The 18,748-nt window shown below is 74.7% G+C and carries 1 protein-coding gene; it reads left to right on the top strand.

All coding sequences use genetic code 11. From position 1 onward, the window contains the following. Window positions 1-74 precede the first annotated feature (74 nt). Entirely contained in the window at window positions 75-18,719 is an 18,645-nt protein-coding gene (locus EAO73_RS24760; protein ID WP_147973784.1) for a type I polyketide synthase, read from the top strand. Window positions 18,720-18,748: the final 29 nt, after the last annotated feature.

Below are 18,748 nucleotides of genomic sequence, written 5' to 3'. Positions count from 1 at the left end.
GGCCGCCGTTAGCGGGGCCGGTGAAGGTGGTGGCTCCGCCGGGTCGTCCTCGACGAGGGAGTACGTCACAGATCATGCGTAGCGCCCACTCCGCACCTATCGCCGTCATCGGTCTCGCCTGCCGCCTCCCCGGGGCATCCGATCCCGCCGCGTTCTGGGACCTCCTCAGCCGGGGCGGGGACGCCGTCGGGGAGGCACCGGCGGACCGCCGTCCGGCCGGTGTGCCCGCCCGTGGCGGCTTCCTCGACGAGGTGGACCGGTTCGACGCCCCCTTCTTCTCGGTCCCGCCCCGCGAGGCTGCCGCGATGGACCCCCAGCAGCGGCTGCTCCTCGAACTGGGCTGGGAGGCGCTGGAGGAGGCGGGCATCGTCCCCGGCACGCTGGCCGGCAGCCGGACCGCCGTCTACGCGGGCGCCATCTGGGACGACTACGCGGCGCTCCACCACCGCCGGGGCGAGGCGGGCGCCGACCGCTACTCCGTGACCGGGCTGCACCGGGGCATCCTCGCCAACCGGCTGTCGTACGTCCTCGGCCTGACCGGTCCGAGTCTGACCGTGGACTCGGCGCAGTCCTCGTCGCTGGTCGCGGTCCATCTGGCCTGCGAGAGCCTGCGCGCCGGGGAGTCCGATCTCGCGATCGTCGGCGGCGCCAACCTGATCCTCTCTCCCGGCAGCAGCGCGGACAGCGCGAAGTTCGGCGCCCTGTCGCCGGACGGGCGCTGCTTCACGTTCGACGCGCGGGCCAATGGCTATGTACGTGGCGAGGGCGGCGTCGCCGTCGTCCTGAAGCCCCTGGACCGGGCCCGCGCGGACGGCGACCGGGTGCACTGCGTGATCCTGGGCAGCGCGGTCAACAACGACGGTGCGTCCGAGGGCCTGACGGTCCCGGACCGGCACGCGCAGGAAGCGGTGCTGCGCGAGGCGTACGCACGGGCGGGCGTCACCGCGGACCGGGTCCAGTACGTCGAACTGCACGGCACCGGCACGCCCGTGGGCGACCCGGTGGAGGCCGCCGCGCTCGGCGCGGCCCTCGGCACGGACCGGCCGGCCGACGCCCCGCTCCAGGTCGGCTCGGCGAAGACGAACGTCGGCCATCTGGAGGGCGCGGCGGGCCTGGTGGGGCTGCTGAAGACCGCCCTGTCCGTGTCCCGGCGCCGGCTCCCGGCGAGCCTGAATTTCGAGCGCGCGAACCCGGCGATTCCCCTGACGGAGCTGGGCCTGCGGGTCCGGACGGAGGCGGGCCCGTGGCCGCGCGAGGAGCTGCCGCTGATCGCGGGGGTCAGCTCGTTCGGCATGGGCGGCACAAACTGCCATGTGGTGGTGGGCGAGGCGGGGGCCGGTGCGGAGACCGGCGACGGGGCGAAGTCCGGTACGGTGCCCGCCTCGGGCGCCGCCGCCGGGCCGGACGCCCGCGAGACCGCGGGCGTCGCGGCGACCGGGGCGGAGGCGGACAGGCAGGTCGCGTCCGACCCCCGCCCCCTCCCCTGGCTGCTCAGTGCCCGTGACGGCCGTGCCCTGCGCGGGCAGTCCGCCCGGCTGCGGGATCACCTCTCGGACGCCGGGCCCGCCCCGCTCGACACCGCGTACTCCCTCGCCGCGACCCGCACCCTCTTCGACGAGCGCGCCGTCGCGGTCGCGGCGGACCGGGACGGGCTGCTGCGCGCGCTCGACGCGCTGGCCGAGGGCCGGGACGACCCGGCTCTCGTACGGGGCAGGGTGCCGGCGCAGGCCCCGCTCACCGCGTTCCTGTTCACCGGTCAGGGCAGTCAGCGTGCCGGCATGGGGCGCGAGCTGTATGCCGCGTACCCCCCGTACGCGGCGGCGTTCGACGAGGTCTGCGCGGCCTTCGCGCCGTACCTGGACCGGCCGCTCGCGGAACTCGTCCACGCGCCGCAGGAGGCGGCCCTGCTGGACGAGACGCGGTACACCCAGCCCGCCCTGTTCGCCGTGGAGACCGCGCTGTTCCGGCTGGTGGAGCACCTGGGGCTGCGCCCGGACCGGCTCGCCGGGCACTCGATCGGGGAGCTGACGGCAGCCCATGTCTCCGGGGTCCTCTCGCTCGACGACGCCGCGCGTCTGGTCGCGGCCCGGGGCCGGCTGATGCAGGAGCTTCCGGCGGGCGGTGCGATGGCGGCGCTGGAGGCGGCCGAGGAGGAGGTGGTCCCGCTCCTGAACGGCCGAGTCTCGCTCGCGGCCGTGAACGGGCCCCGCTCCGTGGTCGTCTCGGGCCGCGAGTCCGACGTCCTGCGGATCAAGGACGCGTTCGCCGCGCGGGGCCGCCGCACCCGGCGCCTGGCCGTGAGCCACGCGTTCCACTCGCCCCTGATGGACCCGGCGCTCGACGCCTTCCGCCGGATCGCCGCCGAGGTCACCTACGGGACGCCGCGCATCCCGGTCGTCTCCAACGTCACGGGGCGCATCGCGACGCCGGAGGAACTCGCCTCACCGGACTACTGGACCCGCCACATCCGCGACGCGGTCCGCTTCCGCGACGGCCTGCACACCCTGCGGGACGAGGGCGTACGCGTCTTCGTCGAGCTGGGCCCGGACGCCGTGCTCACCGCGATGGCCCGCGAGACCCTGGCCGACGGCGATCCCGCGCCGCTCTCCGTACTGCGGCGCGGCCGGCCCGAACCGGAGACCCTGGTCGCCGCCCTGGCCGGGGCGCAGGTGCGGGGTGCCCGGGTGGACTGGGCGGGCGCGCTCGCGGACCGGGGCGGCAGGCCCGTACCGCTGCCGACCTACGCGTTCCAGCGCGAGCGCCACTGGCTGGACGGACCGGCGGCGGCGCCGGAGGTGCCCGTTCCGGCACCGGCCGTCCGTCGCGAGGACACACCCGCCGCGAAGCCGGACGCGGACCTGCTGGACCTGGTGCGGACGCAGGTCGCGATCGTGCTCGGCCATGTGACGGGCGACGCGGTCGATCCGGGTCACGCGTTCAAGGACCTGGGCTTCGACTCGCTGGCAGGGGTGGAGCTGCGCGACCGCCTCCAGACCGCGACCGGGCTCTCCCTGCCGTCGGCACTCGTCTACCACCACCCCACGCCCGAGGCCGTGGTCCGCCTGCTGCGCGACCGGCTCGACGGGCCCTCACAGAGCGCTGCGGGTACCCGGCCGGACACCGCCACCGTCCACGCGGACGAGCCGGTCGCCATCGTGGGCATGGCCTGCCGCTATCCCGGCGGAGTGGCGTCACCGGAGGACCTGTGGCGTCTGGTCGCCGAGGGCACGGACGCCATCGGCCCGTTCCCCACGGACCGGGGCTGGGACCTGGACGCGCTGTACGACCCCGACCCGGACCGGCCCGGCACCGCCTACGTGCGGGAGGGCGGATTCCTGTACGGGGCCGGGGAGTTCGACGCCGGGCTGTTCGGGATCAGCCCGCGCGAGGCGGGGGCCATGGACCCGCAGCAGCGGTTGCTGCTCACCACGGCCTGGGAGGCGTTCGAGCGGGCCGGGATCGCGCCCGACAGCCTGCGCGGGAGCGCGGCCGGGGTGTTCGTGGGTGCGACCGCCCAGGACTACGGGCCCCGCCTGGACGAACCGGGCGAGGGGCTGGACGGCTACCTCCTCACCGGCAGCACGGCGAGTGTCGCCTCGGGCCGGGTCGCGTACACCTTCGGCCTTGAGGGTCCGGCGGTGACGGTGGACACGGCCTGCTCGTCCTCCCTGGTGGCGCTGCATCTCGCGGCCCAGGCCCTGCGCCACGGCGAGTGCGATCTCGCGCTGGCGGGCGGGGTCACCGTGATGCCGACGCCGGGCATGTTCCTGGAGTTCAGCCGGCAGCGCGGGCTCGCGGCGGACGCCCGCTGCAAGGCGTTCGCCGCATCGGCCGACGGCACGGCATGGGCGGAGGGGGTGGGCCTGCTGCTGGTGGAGCGGCTGTCGGACGCCCGCCGCAACGGCCACCAGGTGCTCGCGGTCGTCCGGGGCTCGGCGGTCAACCAGGACGGCGCCAGCAACGGCCTCACCGCACCCAACGGCCCCTCGCAGGAACGCGTCATCCGCCAGGCCCTGGCCCAGGCGGGCCTGGGGACGGCGGACGTGGACGCGATGGAGGCGCACGGGACGGGCACGCGGCTCGGCGACCCCATCGAGGCCGATGCCCTGCTGGCCACGTACGGGCAGGACCGGCCGGCCGAACAACCGCTGCTGCTGGGCTCGTTGAAGTCGAACATCGGACACACCCAGGCAGCCGCCGGGGTGGGCGGCGTCATCAAGATGGTCGAGGCGATGCGCCACGGCGTACTGCCCCGCACCTTGCACGTGGACGAGCCGTCCCCGCATGTGGACTGGGCGTCGGGGGCAGTGCGGCTGCTGGTCGAGGACACCCCGTGGCCGGAGCGTGACCGGCCGCGCCGTGCGGCGGTGTCGTCGTTCGGCATCAGCGGGACGAACGCCCATGTCGTCCTGGAGCAGGGCCCGCAGGAGGCTGCTTCCGACAGCGCCGGCCCGCTCCCGCTGTGGCCGTTGTCCGCGCAGAATCCCGTCTCGCTGCGGGAGCAGGGCGCGCGGCTACGGGCTTACGTTCAGGAGCACCCGGAGATCGAAGCCGGCGCGGTCGCCTCGTCGTTGCACCGAGGGCGCGCCGCGCTGGAGCACCGAGGGGTGGTGCTGGCGGACGACCGCGAGCAGGCTCTCGACGCGTTGGCCGCCCTTGCGGCCGGTGAGGAACACCCCTCGCTCGTACGCGGTATCGCCGCGCCCACGCCGCGTATCGCGTACCTGTTCACCGGGCAGGGCAGCCAGCGACCCCAGATGGGGCACACGCTGTACACCACCCACCCCGTGTTCGCCGCCGCACTCGACGAGGTCTTCGACGCACTCGACCCGCACCTCGAACACCCCCTGCGCGATGTGATGTTCGCCCCGCCCGGTACCGCCAACGCCACACTGCTCAACGAGACCCGCTACACACAACCCGCCCTCTTCGCCCTGGAGACCGCACTCCACCGGCTCCTCGCCCACCACGGCATCACCCCCGACTACGTCACCGGCCACTCCATCGGCGAACTCACCGCCGCCCACATCGCCGGCATCCTCACCCTCCCCGACGCCGCACTCCTCATCACCACCCGCGCACGCCTCATGCAATCCGCACCCACCGGCGGAGCCATGACCGCCATCGAAGCGACCGAAGAACACATACAGCCCTACCTCAACGCACACGTGGCCCTCGCCGCCGTGAACAGCCCCACCTCACTGGTGATCTCGGGTGATGCGGACGCCGTCCGGCGCACCGCGCAGGCGTTGAAGGACCAGGGTCACCGCGTCCACCCGCTGACCGTCAGTCACGCCTTCCACTCCCCCCACATGGACCCGATCCTCGACGCGTTCCGGGACGTGGCGCAGACGGTCACGTACCACCAACCCCATACACCGTTGATCACCGACGGCGACCCCACCAGCCCCGACCACTGGACCGACCAGATACGCAACACCGTCCGCCACCACGACCACATCACCACCCTGACCAGCAAGAACATCACCACCTACCTCGAACTCGGCCCCGACGCCTCCCTCACCGCCCACACACCCCACGCCGTCCCGCTCCTCCGCAGGAGCCACGACGAGGACCGCACCTACCTGACCGCCCTCGCCACCACCCACGCCCACGGCACCCCTCTCGACCTGCCGGGACACGGCCGCGCCGGCCTCCCCACCTATCCGTTCCAGCCGACCCGCTACTGGCGGGTGCCGGGCCGGGTCACAGCCGGTCCGGAGTCCCTGGGGCTCGTGGCCGCCGCGCATCCCTTCCTCGGGGCAGCGGGGGAACTGGCCGGGCAGGGCGGCTCGGTGTTCACCGGCCGGCTGTCGCGCTCCGCCCACCCCTGGCTCGCGGACCACGAGATCCTGGGCCACGCCCTGCTGCCGGGCACGGCCTTCGTGGATCTGGCGCTCGCGGCCGGTGAGGCCGTGGACGCGCCGAGGGTGGCCGAGCTGACGCTCGAAGCGCCGCTCGTGCTGCCCGCCGAGGGTTCGCTCTCGCTCCAGCTCGCCGTCGGCCCGGCCGACACCGACGGCCACCGCACCCTCAGCATCCACACCCGGCCGGATCCGGCGGCCGACTGGACCCGCCACGCGACGGGCACGCTGGCCCCGTCGACCGCCGCGCCCTTCACCCTCCCGGACACCACCTGGCCCCCGGAGCGCGCCGACGCGCTCGACGTGGAGGCGCTGTACGCACGGCTCGACCGGCTGGGGTACGCGTACGGGCCCGCGTTCCGTGCCGTGCAAGCCGCGTGGAGCGACGGCGACGACCTCTTCGCGGACATCGCGCTCCCCGCCGAACTGGTCGAACAGGCGGCTCGGTTCCCACTCCACCCCGCCCTGCTCGACGCGGCCCTGCACCCGCTGGTCGGCCGGGAGGAGGCGCGGGAGGACGGCCGCCTGCCCGTGCCCTTCGCCTGGTCGGGCGTCGAGCTCTTCGCGACCGGCGCCACCGCCCTGCGCGCCCACTGGTCGTCCGGCCGGCTCACGGTCACCGATCCGGCCGGCAACCCCGTCCTGTCCGCCGAATCCCTCACCCTGCTTCCGGTCGACGCCGCCGCCCTGGGCGCACCGGCCGGCCGGGCGCTCGCACCCCACCGCGTCGACTGGACACCCGTCCCGCACCACTCCTCCCCCCGCGCACACGCCGTGCACGTCGACGCGCTCACGGACCTCGCATCCGACGCACCCGTCCCGGACGTCGTCGCCGTGTCCGTGCCGCAGGGCCGCGACGCCGCCGCGCACACACTGGCGTTGGTACGGGAGTGGCTGCACGAGGAGCGCTTCGGCAACGCCCGGCTGCTGCTCCTGACGCGTGGCGCACAGGCCGTGGCGGCCGGCGACTCCGTGCCCGACCCCTGGTCGGCCGCCGCCTGGGGACTCGTACGGTCGGCGCAGTCGGAGCACCCGGGGCGGTTCGTACTCGCGGATGTCGACGCGGGCGCACCGGACCTGGACGTGCTGACCGGTGCGTCCCACGACGAGCCTCAACTCGCCCTGCGCGGTAGCGTTCTGTCCGCCCCCAGGGTCATCCGTGGCGGCGACGCCGGCGTCCCGGAGCCACGCGACTACGGCCGGCGCACCGTCATGATCACCGGAGGGACCGGTGGGCTGGGCCGGCTGGTTGCCCGGCATCTCGTGGAACGGCACGGAGCCCGGCGTCTGCTGCTGGTGAGCCGCAGCGGCGAACAGGCGCCAGGCACGGCCGAGTTGGCCCGCGAGCTGGCTCAGTCCGGGGCCGAGGTGCGATTCGCGGCCGTGGACACGTCCTCGCGCGAGGAGCTGGCCGGGGCGCTGGACGCGATCCCGGCCGAACACCCCCTGGGCGCCGTCTTCCACCTGGCCGGTGCACTCGACGACGTCACGGTCGAGGGTCTGACGCCGGACCGGCTGGAAACGGTGCTCCGGACGAAGGCCGAGTCGGCCGCCCATCTGCACGAGCTGACGGCCGACAGCGAGCTGAGTGACTTCGTGCTGTTCTCGTCGGTCGTCGGGGTCACCGGCAACGCCGGGCAGGCCAACTACGCCGCAGCCAATGCCTACCTCGACGCCCTCGCCCACCACCGCCACGCCCAGGGCCTGCCCGCCACCTCGCTCGCCTGGGGGCTCTGGGACCAGCCGGAGGGGATGAGCGGAACCCTGGGTGAGACCGAACTGGCCCGTTGGGCGCGTTCCGGGCTCGGCCCGCTGTCCGTCGCCGACGGGCTGGCCCTGCTCGACGCGGCCCTCACCGGCGAGGACCCGGCGCCGGTCCTCGTACGCTTCGACACACCCGCGCTGCGGGCGCGGGCGGAACACGGCGCGCTGCCCTCCGTGCTGCGCGGGCTGGTACGCGCTCCGCGTCCCCGTGCCTCGGCCGCGACGGCCGGGAACTCCGCGGCCGGAACATGGGCCCAGCACACCGCCGCCCTCCCGGAGGAGGAACGGCAGTCCGCCGTCACGGAGCTGGTGAGGGCGACGGTGGCCACCGTGCTCGGCCACACCGGCCCGGCGGCGCTCGACGACTCGCGCGCCTTCCGGGACCTGGGCTTCGACTCCCTCGCCGGTGTCGACCTGCGCAACCGGCTGGCCACCGTCACCGGACTGCGGATCTCCACGACGGCCGTCTTCGACCACCCCACACCCCGGTCGCTGGCAGCCCACCTGCTGACCCTCCTGCCGGGCGGCACCGCCCACTCCCCCACCCCCGTCACCGGCGCGCGGCCCGTCGGCCAGGACGACCCGGTCGTCATCGTCGGCATGGCCTGCCGCTACCCGGGCGGCGTGGCGTCGCCCGACGACCTGTGGGACCTCGTCGCGTCGGGCCGGGACGCCATCGGCGGCTTCCCCACCGACCGGGGCTGGGACCTGGCGGGCCTCTACGATCCGGACCCGGACCACCTCGGCACCTCGTATGCCCGTGACGGCGGATTCCTTTACGGGGCAGGGCAGTTCGACGCCGAGTTCTTCGGGATGAGCCCCCGCGAGGCCCTTGCGGCCGACCCGCAGCAGCGGCTTCTCCTGGAGACGGCCTGGGAGACGTTCGAGCGCGCCGGAATCGACCCGGACGGTGTACGCGGGAGCCGGACGGGTGTCTTCGCCGGGGTCATGTACAACGACTACGGATCACGTCTCGCGAAGGCGCCGCGCGATCTGGAGGGCTATCTGCTCACCGGCAACACATCGAGCGTGATCTCGGGGCGGGTCGCCTACACCTTCGGCCTGGAAGGCCCGGCGGTGACCGTCGACACGGCCTGCTCGTCCTCCCTGGTCGCTCTGCACCTGGCGGCCCAGGCCCTCCGGCAGGGTGAGTGCGATCTCGCCCTGGCCGGCGGGGTGACCGTGATGGCGCGTCCCGACACATTCGTCGAGTTCAGCCGCCAGCGCGGGCTCTCCCCCGACGGGCGGTGCAAGTCGTTCTCCGCGTCGGCCGACGGAACGGGCTGGTCGGAGGGGGTGGGTCTGCTCCTGGTGGAGCGGCTTTCGGACGCCCGCCGCAACGGCCACCAGGTGCTCGCGGTCGTCCGGGGCTCGGCGGTCAACCAGGACGGCGCCAGCAACGGCCTCACCGCGCCGAACGGCCCCTCGCAGGAACGCGTCATCCGCCAGGCCCTGGCCGGTGCGGGGCTGCGGGCCTCGGAGGTCGACGCCGTCGAAGCCCATGGGACCGGCACCAGGCTCGGCGACCCCATCGAGGCACAGGCGCTCCTCGCCACCTACGGGCAGGACCGGCAGGCCGAACAACCGCTGCTGCTGGGCTCGTTGAAGTCGAACATCGGACACACCCAGGCAGCCGCCGGGGTGGGCGGCATCATCAAGATGGTCGAGGCGATGCGCCACGGCGTACTGCCCCGCACCCTGCACGTGGACGAGCCGTCCCCGCATGTGGACTGGGAGTCGGGCGCGGTCAGCCTCCTGACGGACGAGACCGACTGGCCGGACCACGACCGGCCGCGCCGCGCGGCGGTGTCCTCGTTCGGCATCAGCGGGACGAACGCCCACGTGATCCTGGAGCAGGCTCCGGAGCCGGTGACGGCGGAGCCCGGTGCCGACGACGAGAGCCCGGTCGTGCTGTGGCCGCTGTCCGCGCACAGCCCGGCCGCGCTACGGGACCAGGCTGCCCGCCTGGCCGCCTTCGTACGGGAGCGCCCGGCGCCGGGCGAGGCGATCGGCCGCACGCTGGTGACGGGGCGGGCCGCCCTGGAGCACCGTGGGGTGGTGCTGGCGGGCGACGAGGGTCGGGCGCTCGACGCGTTGGACGCGCTCGCCGCCGGTGAGGAGCATCCGGCGCTCGTACGGGGGACCGCCGCGCCCACGCCGCGTATCGCGTTCCTGTTCAGCGGGCAGGGCAGCCAGCGACCCCAGATGGGGCACACGCTGTACACCACCCACCCGGTGTTCGCCGCCGCGCTGGACGAGGTCTTCGACGCACTGAACTCTCACCTCGAACAGCCCCTGCGCGATGTGATGTTCGCCCCGCCGGGGTCCGCGAACGCGGTGCTCCTCGACGAGACCCGCTACACACAACCCGCACTCTTCGCCCTGGAGACCGCACTCCACCGGCTCCTCGCCCACCACGGCATCACCCCCGACTACGTCACCGGCCACTCCATCGGCGAACTCACCGCCGCCCACATCGCCGGCATCCTCACCCTCCCCGACGCCGCACTCCTCATCACCACCCGCGCACGCCTCATGCAATCCGCACCCACCGGCGGAGCCATGACCGCCATCGAAGCGACCGAAGAACAGATTCAGCCCTACCTCAACGCGCACGTGGCCCTCGCCGCCGTGAACAGCCCCACCTCTCTGGTGATTTCAGGAGACCGGGAGGCCGTGGAGGCCGCCACGCGAAGGCTGAAGCAGCAGGGTCACCGCGTCCATCCCCTCACCGTCAGCCACGCCTTCCACTCCCCCCACATGGACCCGATCCTCGACGCGTTCCGGGACGTGGCACAGACGGTCACCTACCACCAGCCGCGCACCCCCCTGATCACCACAGGCGACCCCACCAGCCCCGACCACTGGACCGACCAGATACGCGACACCGTCCGCCACCACGACCACATCACCACCCTGACCAGCAAGAACATCACCACCTACCTCGAACTCGGCCCCGACGCCTCCCTCACCGCCCACACACCCCACGCCATCCCGCTCCTCCGCAAGAACCAGAGCGAACGCCACACCTTCGAGACCGCTCTCGCCACGACGTACGCCCAGGGCACCCCGCTCACGACGGGCGGAGCCGGGCACACCGACCTCCCCACCTATCCCTTCCGGCCCACCCACTACTGGCTGGACACCCCCGCGACCGACGCGTTGCTCGCTCCGGCCGTCGAGCTGGCCGGGGACGGAGGGCTGCTGTTCACGGGGGAGGTCGGCACGCGTTCGCTCCCCTGGCTCGCCGACCACGCGATGGGCGGGGCTGCACTCGTCCCGGCGGCACTCTTCGTCGAACTGGCCCTGCGTGCGGGCGAGGAGGCGTACGCCCCGGTGGTGGACGAGCTGACGCTGGAGGCGCCGCTGCCACTGCCGGACGACGGTTCGGCGGTGGCGCTCCAGTTGGCGGTCGGTGCTCCCGATGACACGGGCCGGCGGTCGTTCGGCGTGCATGCCCGGTCCGGCGAGGGGCAGCCCTGGATCCGGCATGCCTCCGGGTGGCTCGCTCCGGCGGACGCCGAGGTGCCGGATCCCGGATCCGCCTGGCCTCCGGCCGGTGCCGAGCGCACGGATGCCGCCGAGGTCTACGAGCGGCTGGCGGCGCTGGGCTACGGCTACGGGCCCGCCTTCCGCAATCTGCGGGACGCGTGGGCGGTCGGCGGCGCCCTCTTCGCCGAGGTCGCGTTGCCGGACGAACTGCGCGCCCAGGCGGGGGACTTCGCGCTGCACCCCGCGTTGCTCGATGCCGCCCTGCATCTGCTGCCGCTCCAAGGCGGCGGCGATGAGCTGAAGCTGCCGTTCTCCTGGTCCGGCATCCGTCTCCACGCCACCGGTGCCGACGCGCTGCGGGTGCGTCTGGAGCCGGACGACGCGCAGTCCGTGTCGCTCTCGTTGACCGATGCCGCCGGCGGGCCCGTCGCCTCCGTGGGCTCGGTGCGTCTGCTGCCCGCCCCCGCCGTGGCCGCCTCGCACACCGATCCGCTGTACGAGGTGGAGTGGACGGAGCCGATGGCCCGCGCGGGCCGGGCCGGTGACGTACTGCCCGGGGCCGAGATCGTACGGATCACCCCCGGCCGGTCCGTGGCCGAAGCCGCGCACCACGCCCTGGCGCTCGTCCAGGAGTGGCTGACGCGGGAGGAGACGGCGGGCTCCCGGCTGGCCGTCGTCACCTCGGGCGCCGTCGCGACACGGGACGGCGAGGAGGTGACCGACCTGCCGGCGGCGACGGTGTGGGGGCTGTTGCGGACGGCCCAGTCGGAGCATCCCGGCGTCTTCGTCGTCGTCGACACGGACTGCAGCGCGGCCAGTGAGCAGGCTCTCGACGAGGTGCTGGCGACGGACGAGCCCCAAGTCGCCCTGCGTGAGGGCCGCGTGCTGGTCCCCAGGCTGCGCCGCGTCCCGGACGTGGCCCCGGCCCGGACGCCGGTCGCCGGGCCCGACGGACACGGCACCGTACTGCTGACGGGCGCCACAGGTGCCCTCGGCGCCACCGTCGCCGAGCGGCTCATCACCCACCACGGCGTCCGGCACCTCCTGCTCACCGGCCGGCGCGGCCCGGCGGCCCCGGGGGCGGCCGAGCTGCTGGCCCACCTCACGGAGCTCGGGGCGGACGTCGCCCTGGTCGCCTGCGACACCGCCGACCGGGACGCCGTCACCGCCCTGCTCGCGGACATCCCGGCAGCACACCCCCTGAGCGCGATCGTGCACGCCGCCGGGGTGCTCGACGACGGGGTGCTGGAGGACCTGACGCCGGACCGGCTGGACACGGTCCTGCGCCCCAAGGCGGATGCCGCGCTGCTGCTCCACGAGCTCACCGTCGAACGCGGGCTCGACCTCGCCGCGTTCGTCCTCTTCTCCTCGGTCACCGGGGTCACCGGCACGGCCGGGCAGGCCAACTACGCCGCCGCCAACGCCTACCTGGACGCCCTCGCCCACCACCGCCACGCCCACGGCCTGCCCGCCACCTCGCTGGCCTGGGGACTCTGGGGCCAGAGCGACGGCATGGGATCCCGGCTGGGGGCGGCCGACCTCGCCCGCCTCGCCCGCACCGGCATCGCGCCGCTTCCGGCCGAGAGCGCGCTGCGGCTGTTCGACGACGCGCTCGGCTCGGACCGAGCCGTACTCGTCGCTTCCCGATTCGCCACCGCCACCCTGGGCGACGGGGGTACGTCGGTCCCGGCTCCGCTGCGCTCGCTGGCGCCGAGGCGTCCCCGCAGGGCGGTCAACTCCGCATCCGTGGCATCCGGTTCGACGTTCGCAGAGCAGTTGGCCGGGCTGTCGGCCGAGGAGGTGGAGCGGAGGCTGCTGGAGCTGGTGCGGGCCACCACGGCCACCGTGCTCGGCCACACGGACGCGGGGGCGGTACCGGAGGGGCGCGCCTTCACGGATCTCGGCTTCGACTCGCTCGCCGCCGTGGACCTGCGCAACCGGCTCGGGGCGGCCACCGGTCTGCGGCTGCCGACGACGCTGGTCTTCGACCACCCGACCCCGCAGGCGCTCGCCGCGCTGCTGCGGGACGAACTCGGCGTGGACGGGGCCGCGCCCGTAGTAGCCGCCGTTTCCACCCGCACCGCCGTCTCCGACGATCCGATCGCGATCGTCTCCATGGCCTGCCGGTTCCCGGGCGGGGTGACCACACCCGAGGAGCTGTGGCGGCTGGTCAGCGAGGAGACGGACGCCGTCTCCGGCTTCCCGACGGACCGGGGCTGGGACCTGGACGGGCTCTACGATCCGGACGCCTCCCGGCCCGGCACCTCGTACGCCAGGGAGGGCGGGTTCCTGCACACGGCCGCCGACTTCGACCCGGAGTTCTTCGGGATGAGCCCGCGCGAGGCCCTGACCACGGACCCGCAGCAACGGCTGCTCCTGGAGACGGCCTGGGAGACGTTCGAGCGGGCCGCTATCGACCCGGCCGGGCTGCGCGGGTCCCGAACCGGGGTGTTCGCCGGGGTGATGTACAACGACTACGGAGCCCGGCTCCACCAGGCGCCCAACGCGCCCGGTGAGGTCGAGGGGTATCTCGTCAGCGGCAGCGCGGGCAGTGTCGCCTCCGGCCGGGTCGCGTACACCTTCGGTCTCGAAGGTCCCGCGGTCACCGTGGACACGGCCTGCTCCTCCTCCTTGGTCGCCCTGCATCTCGCGGCCCAGGCGCTGCGGCAGGGCGAGTGCGACCTCGCCCTCGCCGGCGGGGTGACGGTGATGGCCGGGCCCGCGACCTTCGTGGAGTTCAGCCGGCAGCGCGGGCTCTCCGCCGACGGGCGGTGCAAGCCGTTCGCGGAGGCCGCCGACGGCACGGGCTGGGGCGAGGGTGTCGGGCTGCTGCTGGTGGAGCGGCTGTCGGACGCCCGCCGCAATGGCCATGAGGTGCTGGCCGTGCTGCGCGGCTCCGCCGTCAACCAGGACGGAGCGAGCAACGGCCTCACCGCACCCAACGGCCCCTCCCAGCAGCGGGTCATCCGCGAGGCGCTGGACCGGGCGGGCCTCGCCGCCCGGGATGTGGACGCCGTCGAGGCGCACGGGACGGGGACCAGGCTCGGCGATCCGATCGAGGCGCAGGCGCTCCTCGCGGTCTACGGGCAGGACCGGCCGGACGAACAGCCCCTGTTGCTGGGTTCGGTGAAGTCGAACATCGGGCACACGCAGGCCGCCGCCGGTGTCGCGGGCGTGATCAAGACCGTGCTGTCCATGCGGCACGGGTCCCTGCCCAGGAGCCTGCACATCGACCGGCCCACCCCGCATGTCGACTGGGCCCAGGGTGGTGTCGCGCTGCTCACCGAGACGACGCCCTGGCCGGAGCGGGAGCGGCCCCGGAGGGCCGCGGTGTCGTCGTTCGGGATCAGCGGGACCAACGCCCACGTGATCCTGGAGGCCCCGGCCGACACGGACGCACAGCACGCCGCGGCCCAGGTGAGCCCGGAGGCCCCGGCCGACGCGGACTCGCCCCGCACCAACGCCCAGGCGACACCGGCCGACACGGACGCGCCCCACCCCGACGCCCAGGTGCGCTCGGAGGCACCCGCCGACGGTGAGCGCGCGTCCACCCCCGCCGCGCGCCCCGTCCCGTGGCTCGTCTCCGGTCACACGCCCGGCGCACTCCGCGCGCGGGCCGCGCAACTGGCCGGCGTACTCGACCGCAGCCCCCACCCGGACCCCGCCGACGTGTCGGCGGCCCTCGCCGCCGGCCCCGGTGCCTTCGAGCACCGCGTCTCGTTCGTCGCGGCCGGCCGCGACGAGGCGCTGCGTGCCCTCGCCGCCGTCGCGGCGGGCGAGACCCCGCAGGTCGTGGCGCCCGAGCGGATCCGGACCGCGTTCCTCTTCACCGGCCAGGGCAGCCAGCGCGCCGGGGCGGGCCGTGAGCTGTACGCGGCGCACGACGCGTTCGCCGCCGCCTTCGACGCGGCCTGCGCCGCGCTGGACCCGCACCTCGGGCGCTCGCTGCGCGAGATCGTGTTCGCCGCCGAGGGCACGCCGGAGGCGGCCCTGCTCGACGAGACCCGGTACACCCAACCGGCCCTGTTCGCGCTGGAGACGGCGCTCTTCCGGCTCCTGGAGCACTTCGGTGTGCGGCCGGACGCGCTGCTCGGGCACTCCATCGGATCGGTGGCCGCCGCACACGTGGCCGGGGTGCTGTCGCTCGCCGACGCGGCGACGCTGGTCGCGGCCCGGGGGCGGCTGATGCAGGGGCTGCCGGCCGGGGGCGCGATGCTCGCCGTGGAGCTCGACGAGGACGCGGTGACACGGCTGCTGACCGGTCTCGAAGACCGGGCGGCCATTGCCGCGCTCAACGGCCCGCGCGCCACGGTGGTGTCGGGCGAGGCCGGCGCGGTGAACGAAGTGGCCGCCCGTGCGCAGGAATCGGGCGCCCGGACGCGCAGGCTCACCGTGAGCCACGCCTTCCACTCGCCGCTGATGGAACCGGCGCTCGCGGAGTTCCGGGAGGTGCTGTCCGCTCTCGCCTTCCGGCCGCCGGGCCTGCCGGTGATCTCCGATCTCACCGGGGCCCCCGTGGACCCGGACGAGCTGGCGTCGCCCGGCTACTGGGTCCGGCAGGCCCGTGAGGCGGTCCGTTTCGCGGACGGCGTCGGCGCGCTCAAGGAGCTGGGCATCGGCGCGTTCGTGGAGCTGGGCCCCGACGCGGTGCTCGCGACCATGGCCGCCGATACGCACCCGGACGCCGTGTCGCTGCCGTTGCTGCGCCGCGACCGCTCCGAGCTGCGCTCGCTGCCGGAGGCGCTGGGCGCACTGCATGCCGCCGGTGGCACGGTCGGCGGGGCGGTGTACGGAGTACGGGACGGCTGCCGGCCCGTCGAGCTGCCCACGTATCCCTTCCAGCGCGAGCGGTACTGGCTGGACCGCCCGGCGGCTCCGGCCGGAGCGGCCCGGGTCGAGCAGGCGGGGCTCGGGGCGACCGACCACCCGCTGCTCGGGGCCGCCGTCGACCTCGCCGGTGACGCCGGTACGGTCCACACCGGGCTGCTGTCGACCGCCACGCATCCGTGGCTGGCCGACCACGCGGTGCTCGGATCCGTCGTCCTGCCCGGGGCCGCGCTCCTCGAACTCGCCCTGTACGCGGGCCGGGAGGCCGGCACTCCCGTACTCGACGAACTGACGCTGAGCGACCCGCTCCTGCTGCCGGACACGGGCTCCGTGCGGGTGCAGGTGAGTGTCGGCGCGCCGGGCACGGACGACAGGCGGCCGGTGACGGTCCACTCGCGGGCGGCGGAGGCCGAAGGGGAGCCGTGGACGGTACACGCCTCCGGGGTCCTCGCACCGGAGTCCGCCGTGGGCCCGGCGCCTCTGACGGGTGCCTGGCCGCCGGCGGGAGCCGAGCCCGTCGAGGTGGGCGATGCCTATGCGGAACTGGCCGCACTGGGCTATGCGTACGGCCCCGCCTTCCAGGGCCTGCGGGCCGCCTGGCGAGATCCGGCGGACGGAAGCCGGTACGCCGAGGTCGCGATCGACGTGGAAGACGCCGGCGGCCGGCTCGTGGCCCCCGCGCTCGTCGACGCGGCCCTGCACCCACTCGCGCTCGCCGGTCCCGGTCCGTCGGGCGGGCTGCCGGTGCCGTTCTCCTGGAACGGGGTGCGGGTACACGGTCCCGGGACCGGATCGGCGCGGGTGCGCCTGTCGCCGGCCGGGCCCGACACCACCGCGCTGCTGATCACCGACGAGTCCGGTACGCCGGTGCTGTCCGTGGACGCGCTGGTCGTACGGGAGGCCGACCCGGCCCGGTTCGCGCAGGCGCGCCGGGGCGGGGGCGGGCTCTACCGGGTGGAGTGGAATGAGCGGGCCGTCCCCGCCGGCCGGGCGGTCGCGGTCGGGTACGACGAGGCGCTGCGGATCGCGGAGGCGGAGGGCCGGTTCGGGGGCGACGCCCTGCTGGACGAGGAGCCGCGTTCCCTGCCCGCCCTCGCTCGGGTGCTGCGCGACTGGGTGGCCGACGACCGCTTCGGCGGGGCCAGGCTCGTCGTGACGACGCGGCGGGCGGTGGCCGTCGAGGACGGCGACCCGGTGTCCGGGCTCGACCGCTCGACGTGGTGGGGCCTGGTGCGTACGGCCCGGACCGAGCACCCCGGACGGTTCGTCCTGGTCGACACGGACGGGTCGGACGCCTCGTCCGGTGTACGGGACGCCGCTCTGAGCACCGGCGAGCCGCAACTCGCCCTGCGCGACGGGGCGGTGCTCGTCCCGCGACTGGCCCGAATCCCGCTTCCGGCGGAGAGCCGTACGGAACTGCCGGGCACGGTGCTCGTGACCGGTGCGACGGGGGCGCTGGGACGGCTCGTCGCCGAACGGCTCGTCACCCGGCACGGGGTGCGGCGGCTGCTGCTGACCGGACGGCGCGGGCCGGACGCCCCCGGCGCCCGGGAACTGGTCGTTCACCTGACCGGTCTGGGTGCGGACGTCACGCTCACCGCCTGCGATCTCGCGGACCGGGCGGCCGTGTCGGCCCTGCTCGACTCCGTGCCGGACGGCCATCCGCTGAGCGCCGTCGTGCACGCGGCGGGCGTCACGGCGGATGCGACGCTGGAGGCACTGACGGACGAGGCGTTCACGACCGTCCTGCGGCCCAAGGCCGACGCCGCCCTGCTGCTGCACGAGCTGACCCTTGAGCGGGGCATCGGACAGGCCGCCTTCGTGCTGTTCTCCTCGGTGGCCGGGATCATCGGCAACGCCGGCCAGGCCAACTACGCGGCGGCGAACACCTACCTGGACGCGCTGGCCCACCACCGCCACGCGCTCGGGCTGCCCGCCACCTCGCTGGCCTGGGGGCTCTGGGAGCAGTCCGGCGGTCTCGGTGACGCGCTCACCGCCGCGGACCTCGCCAGGATCGCGCGTACCGGGGTCGCGCCCCTCACGGCGGAGGAGGGGCTTGAGCTGTTCGACGCGGCGCTGGCCTCGGGGCTTCCGGGTCTGGTCCCGGCCCGGCTGGACACCTCGGCGCTGCGCCGGCTCGGCGACCCGGACCGGGTGCCGCCGCTGCTGCGGTCCCTGGTGGGTCTGCCGGAGCGGCGGCAGGTGCCGGTGTCCGGAACGGGCGGCGGGGCCGACGGCGAGGCCCCCTGGGTCAGGAAGCTGGCGGAAGCGGCCGAGGAGGAGCGCCCGCGCCTGGTGCTCGACCTGGTGCGGGCGGCGGTGGCGGAGACGCTGGGCCACCCGTCGAACCGGCCCGTTCCCGCCGACCGGGGCCTGCTCGACCTGGGCTTCGACTCCCTGACCGCCGTCGAGCTGCGCAACCGGCTCGGCGCCGAGACCGGACTCCGGCTGCCCACCACGCTGCTGTTCGACCGGCCGACCGCGACCGCGCTCGCCGCCCATCTCCACGCGGAGCTGACCGACCGGCTGCCCGGCGGCCCGGCCTCCGCCCTGGCTCGTATCGACGAGCTGGAGGCCGCCTTCGACGGGGCCGCGCTCGACGCGGAGGCCCGCGAGCGGATCGCCGCCCGGCTGGCCTCGCTGCAGGCCCGCCTCGCGGCGGCCGGAGACATCTCCGTACCCACCACCGACATCCCTGCCACCCCCCTGCTGGACCAGGCGTCCGACGACGAGCTCTTCGAGCTCATCGACGGACAGCTCGGCTCCGAATAGCCCGTACGACGAGGAGAGTTGACGTCGCA

Origin of the sequence: Streptomyces sp. col6, assembly GCF_008042035.1 — a bacterium.
In the GTDB taxonomy this organism is placed as follows: domain Bacteria; phylum Actinomycetota; class Actinomycetes; order Streptomycetales; family Streptomycetaceae; genus Streptomyces.
Note: the sequence above shows the minus strand (reverse complement) of the source record. Positions and strands in the feature narration are given on the sequence as shown.